The sequence below is a fragment of the Rahnella sikkimica genome (assembly GCF_002951615.1).
Lineage (GTDB): Bacteria > Pseudomonadota > Gammaproteobacteria > Enterobacterales > Enterobacteriaceae > Rahnella > Rahnella sikkimica.
The window spans coordinates 1,556,784-1,570,149 of sequence record NZ_CP019062.1; the positions used below are offsets into that span (position 1 = coordinate 1,556,784).

Genomic DNA, 13,366 nt, shown 5'->3' on the forward strand with positions numbered 1-13,366 from the left:
ATTGGGATTCTCTAAACAGCTTACAAAACATCAGTTAAACCGCACGTCAGCTCAGCAAATTATTTTTCTTTTCGTTGAGGAAATAACTGTTAATGCCGTCCGCCAGCGCCCTGGCCATTTTCTCCTGAAAGACCGGCTCGCCGAGCAGTTTTTCTTCCTGCTTATTAGTGATAAATGACGTTTCCACCAGCACCGACGGAATGCGCGGGGATTTCAGCACGGCAAAACCGGCCTGCTCGGGATGCGGGCTGTGCATGTGATGCACCTTGATAATGTTAGACGCCAGATGACGGCCAAAATCCATACTGCGGTGAATGGTTTCATGCTGATCGAGATCAAAAAGCGTTTCTTTCAGGTATTCATCGTCGGTTTTAAAATCATTGTCATACAGCACATCCACGCTGTTTTCGCTCTGCGAAAGATAGCGCGACATTGCGTTGCCCGCACCGTGTTCTGACAGCGCAAAAACCGACGCGCCGGACACCTGATCGTTGGTGAATCCGTCGGCGTGAATGGAGATAAACAGGTCGGCTTCGTGCTGATGCGCCAGACTGACGCGGTGATACAGCGGAATAAACACGTCATCCTGGCGGGTCAGCACCGCATGAATGCCGTGCTGTTGATCCAGCAACGTTTGCAGCCGTTTAGCAATATGCAGAACCACGTGTTTTTCATACGTCCCTTCATTGCCAATCGCACCGGGGTCTTTCCCGCCGTGGCCGGGGTCAATCATCACCAGTAGTTTTTTTGGCGCCAGCGGTGCCTGGGTGGCTAAGGGCAAAGCCTGCGCCGCCGTTTGTGCAGCGGTACCCTCTTCCGTCACAGACACTTTCATCACGCCATTTTCTGTCGTGCGCGTGATCACCGGTTTGCCCTTCACCGTCAGCACGATGCGCGCCACATCCGGGCTGAAATGGGCGATGCGCCCTTCTTCAATCCACGGGAATTTCTGGCGAACCACCGTCAGTGCGTGTTCCAGTTCAGGCGGAAATGACGCCACCGGCATGTCGATCACCACCCGTTCCGGTGCGCCGAGCATAAATACGCGGCTGCGCTTATCGGCGGCGGGCAAGGATACGGTAATCTGGCGCGCGTCTGACGTCAGCGAAACGCGCACCGCCTTTTGTGCAGCAAACAGACGCGGTGACGTCAGCGACAGGCCGATGCCGAAAATCAGCAGTTTTCTGCGGGAATAGTTGATGGTCATAACAGTCTCAGGGCAGGCATCGTGATAACGCCGTTAACGATTTATCATGATGACATTACTGACGTTTTCAGGAGTGCGCGGGAGTATTAACAGGGCGTGAATTCGGTAACGAACGGTAAAAAAGGTGACAGGCAATGTTCCTCCTCCGTGCGTGACGGAGGAGGAAAACAACTCAGGCTTCGATCAGGGTTTGCCCCAGATAGTGATTTTCGTCTTTGATGCCCGGCAGTGTGAAGAAGAAACCGCCACCGACCGGACGGATATACTCTTCCAGCGGCTCACCGTTCAGGCGTTTTTGTACCGCCAGAAAACCTTTCTCGAGATCATGCTGATAGCAGACAAACAGCAGCCCCATTTCCAGTTGCCCGGAATTGGTCACGCCCAGCGAATAGCTGTAGCCACGGCGCAGCATCAGGTTATCGTCGGTTTCTTTGGTGCGCGGATTCGCCAGACGAATGTGCGCATCGAGCGGGATCACCTTCCCTTCCGGGTCTTTGCTGTAATCCGGCACATCGTGCTCTTTTTCCATGCCCAGCGGCGCACCGGTCGCTTTGTGGCGGCCGAAAATCGTCTGCTGTTCCTGAAGCGGCGTGCGGTCCCAGAACTCGACGTGGAACGGGATCAGACGCGCCGCCTGATAGCTGCCGCCGGTCGTCCAGCCCGGTTCGCCCTGATCGGCAGTCACCCAGATGGCTTTATCCATCAGCGGTTTATCTTTGGCATCCGGGTTCGCCGTGCCGTCTTTAAAGCCCAGCAGGTTAATCGGCGTTTCCTTACCCTGACTGCGCGCAGCGTGGGACGAAATAAAGCCGTCGCGACGCCAGCGCACGCTGAGCAAATCCGGCGTGTACTTGATGATGTCGCGCAGCGCGTGAACCACGGTGTCGCTGTTATTGGCGCAAATCTGTAACAGCAAATCGCCGTGGCAGAGTTTGGCATCCAGGGAGTCATTCGGGAAACGCGCCATGCGCTGCAATTTCAGCGGTTTGTGAGCGGCTAAACCAAAGCGTTCGTCAAACAGTGAATCGCCCACGGAAAGCGTCAGGGTCAGGTTATCCGGGTAGATTTCCGCGCCCATCACACCCGAATCCATTGGCGGAAACTTCGGATCCACCGAAGGCGCTGTGCCGCCGGTAGTCAGAAACGCAAAGCGCGTATCGAGCAGACGGAACAGACGCTCGAGATCAGCTTTGGTCGTCGCGAGAACATCAAACGCCACCAGCATCATTGACGCCTGCTGCGGCGTTAAAATCCCCGCCTGATGCTCGCCGTAATAAGGCTGCTTGCCCCAGCGTTCATCGGGAGAAACCGTGCCGGGTGTGTACTCTTTTTTGGCACCTGGTGCTTTTTCTGCCTGCGCACTGGCCGCGCCGCCGAGGGCAAATGCCCCGCCTAACAATCCCACGCCTTTCAGTAAACGGCGGCGTGAAGAAGAAGTCGCGTCCTGTTGTCCGGACTTATTATCGTTTTTATTGCTCATTGCTCTGCCTTAAAGGTAAACACCCCTGCGAAAAGGTGGGGTCTTGCTCCTTCCCCTGCTAAGGGGGAGGTTGGGAGGGGGTATTGCAGGCGACTACAGTGTATCCATTAATACCCCACCCCAGCCCTCCCCTTCGCAGGGGAGGGAGCAAAGATCAATCTAAACCGAGAACGCCACGCAGCTTGGCCAGATCTTCTGCCAGCGTCGTGATCGGCCCTTTCATCGCATTACGGTCAGCGTCGGAAAGTTTTTCGTAATGCTCGTAACCGTCTTTGGTTTTGTATTTATCCAGCAGGGTATCCACGGTTTTGAAGTTTGCGTCGATTTTTTCGAGCAGCGGTTTGTCGGCTTTTTCCAGCAGCGGACGCAGCAGGTTCACGATTTTCTGCGCGCCATCAAGGTTTGCGCGAAAGTCCCACAGGTCGGTGCGGCTGTAACGGTCTTCTTCACCGCTGATTTTGCTCGACGCGACTTCTTCGATAAGGCCTGCCGCACCGCCCACGACTTTGCTCGGCGGGAAGGTCAGCTCAGAAATACGTTTTTGCAGATCTACAGTGTCGGCATACAGCTTGTCAGCAAACGGCTCAGTGCCTTTTGTCGTTTTGTCGGCGAACAGGATTTTTTCCAGACGGTGGAAACCGGTGAAGTTCGGGTCTTCGGCTTTCTTCTCGAAGTCGTCTTCACGGGCATCGATACTGCCGTCGAGGTCAGAGAACAGTTCGGCGATCGGTTCGATACGTTCGTAGTAAACGCGGGTTGATGCATACAGCGCCTGCGCTTTCACCAGATCGCCCTTCTTAATCGCATCCGTGAACGCTTTGGTATGAGAAACCAGTTCGGCAACCTGTTGCGTCACATACACTTTGTATTCCGCAATCGGGCCCACCAGCGCCATGGCGTCAGGTTTTGCGGAGGTCGCCGCGCCTTCCGCCGTCACGGTCAGTTTGCCTTTTGGATTGCTCAGCAAACCGCAGGTCATGTCGTATTCGCCCGGTTCCAGATTGGCGGTCATTTTCTGCGTGAAGCCCGGCGCTACGTTTTCACGCTCTTCCACCACCATCACGCCTTTCAGAATTTCCCATTCCAGGTTTTTCTGGCTGTTGTTATGGATAACAAACTGGGTTTTACCGGCGGGCACGGTCAGCGCCATCGGTTCACATTGTTTGTCGTTAACAGCAATTTTGACCTGACGGACATCAGCCGCCAGCACGTTAGCGCTCAGCGCAAAAGCGGGCAGTGACAGCAGCGCGACCTGTAAAGCTTTACGGCGAAACAGCGGGGATGAATATGACATGTACCACTCCGTGACAAACTGTGTGAAAAGAGAATGTATGAACAATAATATTGTTAAAAATCAGCGTTGTGTTTTTTGTCCGGCCGGAGCCGCGACGGCTGATTTTCCCTGAGGCATAAAGAACAGGAACAGCGCGGGGATCAGGTACAGGAAATACACCGCGACTTCACTGACGGTCGGCGCTTCCTGATAACCCAACATCCCTTCGAGCAAGGTGCCGAACAGAGAATGCGTGGACAAAACGCCGCTCAGGTCGAAGGCAATATCCTGCATTCCGTTCCACAAACCGGCTTCGTGGAAAGCACGGATAGCCCCGGCGGCCAGACCTGCTGCGACGAACAGAATAAACAGGCTGGTCCACTTGAAGAACTTCGCCAGATGCAGCTTCACGCCGCCGTAGTAGATCAGGAAACCCAGCACAATAGCCGCGCCCAGACCGAGCAACGCGCCGATGGGGGCTTCGATGCCGACATCCTGCTGGAACGCCGCCAGCAGGAAAAAGACCGATTCCAGCCCTTCACGCGCCACGGCGAAAAATACCATCGCCACCAGCGCCCAGCCCTGCCCGCGGCCGGAATTGAGCGCGTTATCAATCGCGCCTTCCAGATGCACTTTGATGGAACGCGACACCTTGCGCATCCAGAACACCATGTAGGTCAGAATGCACACCGCCACGACGGCCACGATGCCTTCAAACAGCTCCTGCTGCTTTTGCGGAAACTCGCCGGTGGTGGCGTTGATGAACAGCCCCAGCGCCAGACACAGTGCGGCCGCAATAAATACACCAATCCAGACCACACCGAGCCACTGCCCGCGCTGCGTCCGTTTGAGGTAACTGGCGATCAGGCTGACAATCAGCGCGGCTTCCAGCCCTTCGCGAAACATAATAAGAAACGGAACGAACATAGCGGAAACTCCCGAACCCTGAATTCTGAAAACTGACAGATGCGTAAGGACTCTGTAAAGAAAGGTAAAAAGAAACGATATTGATTATCATTCTTGGGAAAAGAAATACAAGAGGTGACCACCTCTTTTTGAGACCTGCCGGGGAAATGCGCACAAAAATACAGAAAACCGGGATCAGGACGATCCCGGTTTAACACGATAACGCGGGGAAAATCAGATGGTGTTGTATTCCGCTTCGGCGGCGTTGAAGCGTTCTTCAACCGCCACGGAAGGTTTACGCCCCATCAGGCTGACAATCCAGATGGCCAGTGACGCAAAGATAAAGCCGGGAATGATTTCGTACAGTTCCGCCCAGCCGTAGCTTTTCCAAAGAATGACCGTGGCGGCACCGATCACCATTCCGGCCAGTGCGCCGTTGCGGGTCATGCGTTTCCACATCACGGAAATCAGGATCACCGGCCCGAATGCCGCACCAAATCCTGCCCAGGCGTAGCTGACTAAGCCGAGCACGCGGTTTTCCGGGTTGGCGGCCAGCGCAATCGCCACCAGCGCGACAACCAGAACCATCGCGCGACCAATCCACACCAGTTCACGCTGGCTTGCGCCTTTACGCAGGAACGCTTTGTACAAATCTTCAGTAATCGCACTCGAACACACCAGCAACTGGCAGCTCAGGGTGCTCATCACCGCCGCCAGAATGGCAGACAACAAGATCCCGGCAATCCACGGGTTGAACAGAATTTTCGCCAGCTCGATGAACACGCGCTCACCGTTTTGCGTCACATTGCCTGCCAGCGCCGGGTTATTGCTGAAATACGCAATCCCGAAGAATCCTACGGCGATGGTGCCCGCCAGACACAGAATCATCCACGTCATGCTGATACGGCGTGCGCTGCGGATGGTGTGATGTGAATCAGCGGCCATGAAACGCGCCAGAATATGCGGCTGACCGAAATACCCCAGGCCCCAACCGAGCAGCGACAGGATCGCCACCAGATTCATGTTCTTGAACATGTCAGTGTATTCGGGGTTTTTCGCCTGAATCACCATCATTGAACTGTCTATGCCACCAACCGCGAGAATGACGATCACCGGTGTCAGGATCAGCGCGAAAATCATCAGGCTGGCCTGCACGGTGTCGGTCCAGCTGACCGCCAGAAAACCGCCGATAAAGGTATAAATGATGGTTGCCGCGGCACCCGCCCACAGCGCGGTCTGATAAGACATCCCGAAGGTGCTTTCGAACAGACGCGCACCGGCCACAATGCCGGAAGCACAGTAAATGGTGAAAAACACCAGAATCACAATCGCTGAGATAATACGCAGCAGTTTGCTGGAATCTTCAAAGCGGTGCGTGAAGTAATCCGGCAGCGTCAGCGCATTATTGTTGGCCTCGGTGTGAACGCGTAAGCGCCCCGCCACCAGTTTCCAGTTCAGATACGCGCCAATCGTGAGACCGATGGCAATCCAGCTTTCGGAAATACCGGAAAGAAAAATCGCACCCGGCAACCCCATTAATAACCAGCCGCTCATGTCCGAAGCACCGGCGGAAAGTGCCGTCACCACGCTGCCTAAACTGCGGCCACCCAGAATATAATCATCAAAGTTTTTGGTCCGTAAATACGCGATGAGCCCTATCAAAATCATCCCGAAAATATAAACACAAAACGTCACCACCATCGGTGTGTTCATTGTCATGTCCTTCTCCACTTTCTTATTTTTTGCGATACGTGTTTGCACTGCAGGCCGGCATCTGTCTGTCCTGACGTCCTTTATCAACAAGGACGGCCAGAATCATGCCGGGGCGAGATGATGGCTGAAACCCGCGAAGGATGCAGCATGACTCTCCATTTTTTTTCTTTTTCAGCGTACTTAATGTGGTTTTTATTCAAATTAACTGTCGGTCGCGATACTGGTTGAGTGATCGCCACATTTCAAATGTTTTAACATTTGGGATACGTAAAATTTACGACACATCACACTTATGATGAGAGCGGGTTGCACGTTACATTTTTAAAAGTTGCACCTTAAACATTGAGGTTATTAAGGCAGTTACCGCAGGGAACCGGCTTTCACCGTGTTGATTCCCTGTTAAAAATGCCAAATAAATCACATCAGGCATACTTCGTGCATTAACAGGGTTGCACAAGGTTGCAACATAGAAGATATTGCTTGGCATAAAGATAATGAATTCACCTGAACCTTTTCATAGGGAGTGGTTACGCATGGGTATGACGACGATGGGCGTGAAGCTGGACGAAGGCACACGCGACAGGCTGAAAGTGGCGGCACAGCAGATTGACCGCACGCCGCACTGGCTGATCAAACAGGCGATTTTTTCCTATCTGGAACGTCTGGAAAATGGCGACTCGCTGCCGGAAATCCCGGCGCTGAACGGCGCAGCGGCTGGCGATGCGGAAGATCCTGCCGGTCAGCCGGTGCAGGAAATGCATCAGCCGTTCCTTGATTTCGCCGAGCAGATTTTGCCGCAGTCGGTCAGCCGCTCAGCCATTACCGCCGCCTATCGCCGCCCGGAGCCGGAAGCGGTTTCCATGCTGCTCGAACAGGCACGTCTGCCTGCCCCGCTCAACGACGCTGCGCTGAAACTGGCCGCCGACATCGCCACCAAATTGCGCAACCAAAAAAGTGCAAACGGCCGCGCCGGTATGGTGCAAAGCCTGTTGCAGGAATTCTCCCTCTCCTCGCAGGAAGGCGTGGCGCTGATGTGTCTGGCCGAAGCGTTACTGCGCATTCCCGATAAGCCCACGCGCGATGCGTTAATCCGCGACAAAATCAGCAACGGCAACTGGCATTCACATCTGGGCCGCAGCCCTTCGCTGTTCGTCAACGCCGCGACCTGGGGTTTGCTGTTCACCGGCAAACTGGTGGCGACACACAATGAAGCCAGCCTGTCGAAATCCCTGAACCGGATTATCGGCAAAAGCGGCGAACCGCTGATCCGCAAAGGCGTGGACATGGCGATGCGCCTGATGGGCGAACAGTTCGTGACCGGCGAAACCATCGCGGAAGCGCTGGCTAACGCGCGTAAACATGAAGAAAAAGGTTTCCGTTACTCCTACGACATGCTGGGTGAAGCGGCGCTGACCGAAAAAGACGCGCAGGCGTATTTGCAGTCTTATCAGCAGGCGATTAACGCGATTGGTAAAGCCTCAAACGGTCGCGGCATTTATGAAGGGCCGGGGATTTCCATCAAACTTTCCGCCCTGCATCCGCGCTACAGCCGTGCGCAGTACGAACGTGTGATGGACGAACTTTATCCGCGCCTGCTTTCCCTGACGCTGCTGGCGCGCAGTTATGACATCGGCATCAACATTGATGCCGAAGAAGCCGACCGCCTGGAAATCTCCCTCGATCTGCTGGAAAAACTCTGCTTTGCGCCGGAACTGGCGGGCTGGAACGGCATCGGCTTCGTCATTCAGGCGTATCAGAAACGTTGCCCGATGGTCATTGATTACCTGACCAATCTGGCGCAGCGCAGCCGTCGCCGCCTGATGATCCGCCTGGTGAAAGGCGCGTACTGGGACAGCGAAATCAAACGCGCCCAGGTGGACGGCCTGGAAGATTATCCGGTTTACACCCGCAAGGTTTACACCGACGTTTCCTATCTGGCCTGCGCCCGCAAACTGCTGGCGGTGCCCAACCTGATTTATCCGCAATTTGCGACGCACAACGCGCACACCGTGGCGGCGATTTATCAGCTCGCCGGTAACAACTACTATCCCGGTCAGTACGAATTCCAGTGCCTGCACGGCATGGGCGAACCGCTGTACGAACAGGTTGTCGGCAAAATCAGCGAGGGCAAACTGAACCGCCCTTGCCGCATTTATGCTCCGGTCGGCACGCATGAAACGCTGCTGGCGTATCTGGTGCGTCGTCTGCTGGAAAACGGCGCGAACACCTCCTTCGTTAACCGTATCGCTGACGCCACCTTGCCGATTGATGAGCTGGTGGCCGATCCGGTTCAGGCCGTCGAAGCGCTGGCGGCCAGCGAAGGTCAGGTCGGCTTACCGCATCCGCGTATCGCGCTGCCGCGCAATTTGTACGGCGACAAACGCGTGAACTCTGCCGGGCTGGATATGTCCAGCGAACACCGTCTGGCGTCACTTTCCAGCGCCCTGCTGCAAAGCGCCAGCCATCCGGTGAAAGCCCAGCCGATGATCGATGCACAAACCGATGAGGGCGAATTCCTGCCGGTCATTAACCCGGCTGAAAACGGCGATATTGTCGGTTACGTGCGTGAAGCTACGCAGGCCGAAATCAGCCGAGCGCTGGATGCGTCCACCGCCGCCGGTGCCATCTGGTTTGCGACGCCTCCCGAAGAGCGCGCCGCAATCTTGCAACGCGCCGCAGAATTGATGGAAGCGCAGTTGCAAAGCTTGCTTGGCGTGCTGGTGCGTGAAGCCGGAAAGACCTTTAATAACGCCATCGCCGAAGTGCGTGAAGCGGTGGATTTCCTGCACTACTACGCGGGGCAGATCCGAGAAGATTTTGCCAACGACACGCACCGTCCGCTCGGGCCGGTCGTCTGTATCAGCCCGTGGAACTTCCCGCTGGCGATTTTCACAGGCCAGATCGCCGCTGCGCTCGCCGCAGGCAACAGCGTGCTGGCAAAACCGGCTGAACAGACGCCGCTGATTGCCGCGCTGGCCGTGGGTATTTTGCATGAAGCCGGTGTTCCGGCGGGCGTGCTGCAACTGTTGCCGGGCCAGGGTGAAACCGTGGGCTCGCAGCTGGTGAACGACGAACGTGTTCGCGGCGTACTGTTTACCGGCTCCACCGACGTGGCGGGTATTCTGCAACGCAACATCGCCGGTCGTCTGGATCCGCAGGGGCGTCCGACGCCGCTTATCGCCGAAACCGGCGGCCTGAATGCGATGATTGTCGATTCCTCTGCACTCACCGAACAGGTGGTAACGGATGTCGTGGCGTCTGCTTTCGACAGCGCCGGTCAGCGTTGTTCCGCCCTGCGCGTGCTGTGTATTCAGGACGACGTCGCCGACCACACGCTGCAAATGCTGCGCGGTGCGATGGCCGAATGTCGTATGGGTAATCCGGAGCGGTTGTGTACTGATATCGGGCCGGTGATCGACGCAGAGGCTAAAGCCGGTATCGAGAAACACATCGACGCCATGCGCGCCAAAGGCCGCACGGTGTATCAGGCCACACAGGAATTTGCCGCCGACCAGCAGGAATGGACGCGCGGAACCTTCATCAAACCGACGCTGATCGAGCTGGAAAGCTTCGATGAAATGAAGAAAGAAATCTTCGGCCCGGTACTGCACGTGGTGCGTTATGCCCGTCAGGATCTGGATAAGCTGATCGGTCAGATTAATGCCGCAGGTTACGGCCTGACGCTGGGTATTCATACCCGCATTGACGAAACCATCCACCGCGTAACGCAGCAGGCGCACGTCGGCAACATGTACGTGAACCGCAACATGGTCGGCGCTGTCGTTGGCGTTCAACCGTTCGGCGGCGAAGGGTTATCCGGAACCGGCCCGAAAGCCGGTGGCCCGCTGTACCTGTACCGTCTGCTGAGCAGCCGCCCGCAGGACGCCGTGCAGCAAACGTTATTGCGTCAGGATCGCGAACTGCCGCTCGATACTTCTGTACGCGAAGCGTTGCTGGCACCGCACCGCGCCCTGCAACACTGGGCGACGGAGCAGAAACACCGTGAAGGGCTGATTGCCGTTTGCGAACGTTTCGCGCAGACCAGCCAGGGCGGCACATTACGCACCCTGCCGGGGCCAACCGGTGAACGTAACACTTACGCATTGCTGCCGCGTGAGCGTGTTCTGGCGTTGTCAGATAATCAGGACGATGCCCTGACCCAGCTCGCCGCCGTCACCGCGACCGGTTGCCGCATTCTCTGGCCGGAAGCGCCGTTACAGCGTGAGTTGTTCAGCCAGTTGCCGAAAGCGGTGCAGGAACGTGTCGATTTCGCCAAAGACTGGCAGAACGATGCGCCGGTATTCGACGCGGTGATTTACCACGGCGACGCCGATCAGTTGCGCGAACTGTGCCAGCTGATCGCCAAACGTCCGGGCGCGATTATCTCGGTGCAGGGGTTTGCGCGCGGAGAAGACAATATTCTGCTGGAACGTTTGCTGCATGAACGTTCGCTGAGTGTGAATACCGCGGCGGCGGGGGGAAATGCGAGTCTGATGACGATCGGGTGATAGATTGCAGAGGCCGCTGCAATTGGGCGGCTTTTTACTTGCAGTGAAACGCTATCGGCGGACCGAGAAAGTTTCGGTTTTTCAATTGCAGTGAAACGCTGTCGGCGGACCGAGAAAGTTTCGGTTTTTCAATTGCAGTGAAACGCTGTCGGCGGACCGAGAAAGTTTCGGTTTTTCAATTGCAGTGATCGCTCAGCGGCTCGTGCCGAAACCGACCAAAGAGGGCTATGACGAGCCCTCTTTGGAATCTCTACGTCTTTTTCAACACGCGCTACCGCTCGCTGACCATGTTTCAGCAACTCCGGCTAGTGCCGCAAACACCGCCGCTGCGCGGTACTTTCGCTTCGGGTTCGAACCTGCTCGAAAAAAGACTCTCGCTGTTTCTCACTCCTCACTCAACGTCGTTTTGAAAGCGGCCAATGGCTATGTAATTCGAAAGATACATGCAGGCTGGATTTTGAATTTAAAAACCCTCCAGCCGCTTTCAGAAAGCTTGCCGAGCGAAGTGTTTCGAGACCTATGGCTCGAAACCGAGTAAGGGAACCGCGCAGCGGCAAGTTTTCGCGGCAATAACTGCGGTTGCTGAAACATAGCCAGCCAGCGATAGCGCGGGTTTTAAAAAGACGCGGAGAGTCCAGAGAGGGGCCGTCCTGGCCCTCTCTGGTCGGTTTCGGCACGAGCCGCTGAGTGATAACTGTTATTGAAAAACCGAAATTTTCACGGTTTTTCCAAAGCGCCTCGCTGCAAGTGAAAACCCCAAACCGTTATGGGCAAATGCCCACGGAGTTGATCTAGTGCGCCAGAAACTTCTCCAGAAACTGTTTTGTCCTCGCCTGCTGCGGATTCGAAAACAACTCCTTCGCCGGTCCCTGCTCCACAATCTTCCCCTGATCCATAAAGATCGCTCTGTCCGCAACATCACGCGCAAAGCTCATCTCGTGGGTCACGATAACCATGGTGCGGTGCTCAAGCGCCAGTGCGCGGATGGTGTTGAGCACTTCGCCCACCAGTTCCGGGTCGAGGGCGGAGGTCGGTTCGTCGAACAGGATCACTTCCGGGCTCATCGCCAGCGCGCGGGCAATGGCCACACGTTGCTGCTGACCGCCGGAAAGACGGCGCGGATAGGCGTTTTCCTTACCACTTAATCCGACTTTCTCCAGTAACTGACGCGCCGTGGCAATGGCTTTTGCCTTCGGCTCGCCCTTCACAATCACCGGGCCTTCAATGATGTTTTCCAGCACGGAACGGTGCGGGAACAGGTTGAAATTCTGGAAGACAAAACCCACCTGCTGGCGCAGTTCGCGGACTTTGTTTTTCTGTTTGCTGATCGGCTTGTTGCCGTCGATTTCTATATTGCCGACTTTAATGGTGCCGCCGTCCGGCTCTTCCAGCAGATTAATGCTGCGCAGAAGCGTCGTTTTACCTGAACCGCTCGGCCCGATAATCGCCACGACTTCTCCGGCATTGACCTGTAAATCAATACCGTGCAAAACCGTTTGTCCGTGGAATTTCTTCGTCAGTTGCTTAACGTCAATGGTGCTCATGAAGGCTCCTGATCCTGGCGGTTAACACGGTCTTCCAGACGGTTTTGCAGGAAGGATAAAACGGTCGCCAGCACCCAGTAAATAATCGATGCGGCCAGATACATGGTGAACACTTCCAGCGTGCGCGAAGTGACCAGTTGCGCCTGACGGAACAGTTCCGGCACCTGAATGGTCGCCGCCAGCGAGGTGTCTTTCACTAACCCGATAAAGCTGTTGCCCAGCGGTGGCAACGCCGTGCGTGCCGCCTGCGGTAAAATCACGCGGCGCATCGTCTGCCAGGGGTTCATGCCGATACTTGCCGCCGCTTCCCACTGCCCTTTTTCAATCGACGAAATCGCCGCTCGCAGGGTTTCAGAAGTATAAGCCGCGGTATTGAGTGAGAGGCCAATCATAGCCGCCGGAATAGGATCCAGCTCGATACCAAACTGTGGCAAACCGTAGTAAATCATAAACAGTTGCGCAATCAGTGGGGTACCGCGAAATACGGACACGTAAAAACGTGACAGCCACGACAGCGGCCAGAAATGCGAAAGGCGCATCAGCGCCAGCATAAAGCCCAATATTAACCCGAACACCATACCGCCCAGACTCAGCTGGAGGGTGAACAGGGTACCTTTCAATAAAAATGGTGCTGAATCCAGCACCAGTTGAATACTTTCTTGCATCCGATAAAGACCTTTTGGATGTTTGCTCTGAAAACACCGGGAGCGACATCAGCCCCCGGCATAACGAGCA

9 protein-coding genes and 1 pseudogene are annotated in these 13,366 nt (G+C 55.7%); 2 read left to right on the top strand and 8 right to left on the bottom strand.

The genetic code is table 11. The features are described 5' to 3' along the window. Nucleotides 1–46: 46 nt before the first annotated feature. The 6 genes and pseudogenes from BV494_RS06925 to putP all read right to left on the bottom strand — a co-directional run bounded on the left by BV494_RS06925 (nucleotide 47) and on the right by putP (nucleotide 6,585). Nucleotides 47–835, bottom strand: coding sequence for an N-acetylmuramoyl-L-alanine amidase (locus tag BV494_RS06925; RefSeq protein WP_255414957.1), 789 nt, complete (start codon nucleotides 833–835; stop codon nucleotides 47–49). 39 nt (nucleotides 836–874) lie between these two features. Beyond that, nucleotides 875–1,207, bottom strand: a pseudogene (locus BV494_RS26265) (AMIN domain-containing protein); the annotation flags it as partial. 172 nt (nucleotides 1,208–1,379) lie between these two features. After that, nucleotides 1,380–2,687, bottom strand: coding sequence for an iron uptake transporter deferrochelatase/peroxidase subunit (gene efeB, locus BV494_RS06930; protein WP_104922196.1), 1,308 nt, complete (start codon nucleotides 2,685–2,687; stop codon nucleotides 1,380–1,382). Between the two features lie 154 nt (nucleotides 2,688–2,841). Next, entirely contained in the window at nucleotides 2,842–3,981 is a 1,140-nt protein-coding gene (gene efeO, locus BV494_RS06935) for an iron uptake system protein EfeO (RefSeq protein WP_104922197.1), read from the bottom strand. A 60-nt stretch (nucleotides 3,982–4,041) separates the two neighbouring features. Then, nucleotides 4,042–4,887: an iron uptake transporter permease EfeU gene (gene efeU, locus BV494_RS06940; protein ID WP_104922198.1), complete on the bottom strand. Its 846-nt coding sequence runs from the start codon at nucleotides 4,885–4,887 to the stop codon at nucleotides 4,042–4,044. A gap of 213 nt (nucleotides 4,888–5,100) precedes the next feature. Then, nucleotides 5,101–6,585, bottom strand: a complete 1,485-nt coding sequence (gene putP / locus BV494_RS06945) for a sodium/proline symporter PutP (RefSeq protein ID WP_104922199.1) — start codon at nucleotides 6,583–6,585, stop codon at nucleotides 5,101–5,103. A 527-nt stretch (nucleotides 6,586–7,112) separates the two neighbouring features. On the opposite strand from putP, the gene putA reads away from it, so the two are divergent. Then, complete coding sequence (gene putA / locus BV494_RS06950; protein WP_104922200.1) at nucleotides 7,113–11,087, top strand: trifunctional transcriptional regulator/proline dehydrogenase/L-glutamate gamma-semialdehyde dehydrogenase; 3,975 nt, start codon at nucleotides 7,113–7,115, stop codon at nucleotides 11,085–11,087. 227 nt (nucleotides 11,088–11,314) lie between these two features. Continuing rightward, nucleotides 11,315–11,497, top strand: coding sequence for a hypothetical protein (locus BV494_RS25780; RefSeq protein ID WP_192938095.1), 183 nt, complete (start codon nucleotides 11,315–11,317; stop codon nucleotides 11,495–11,497). Nucleotides 11,498–11,878: 381 nt separating this feature from the next. Here the strand turns inward: BV494_RS25780 and tcyN are convergent, their stop codons facing one another. Both tcyN and tcyL read right to left on the bottom strand, forming a co-directional pair. Further along, the gene (gene tcyN, locus BV494_RS06960) at nucleotides 11,879–12,631 is read right to left on the bottom strand and encodes an L-cystine ABC transporter ATP-binding protein TcyN (RefSeq protein WP_104922202.1); all 753 of its coding nucleotides are present in this window, start codon (nucleotides 12,629–12,631) and stop codon (nucleotides 11,879–11,881) included. Continuing rightward, a complete protein-coding gene (gene tcyL / locus BV494_RS06965) occupies nucleotides 12,628–13,296 on the bottom strand; it encodes a cystine ABC transporter permease (protein ID WP_101076710.1) in 669 nt (222 codons plus the stop codon). Before tcyL ends, tcyN begins: the two co-directional genes overlap by 4 nt. Nucleotides 13,297–13,366: the final 70 nt, after the last annotated feature.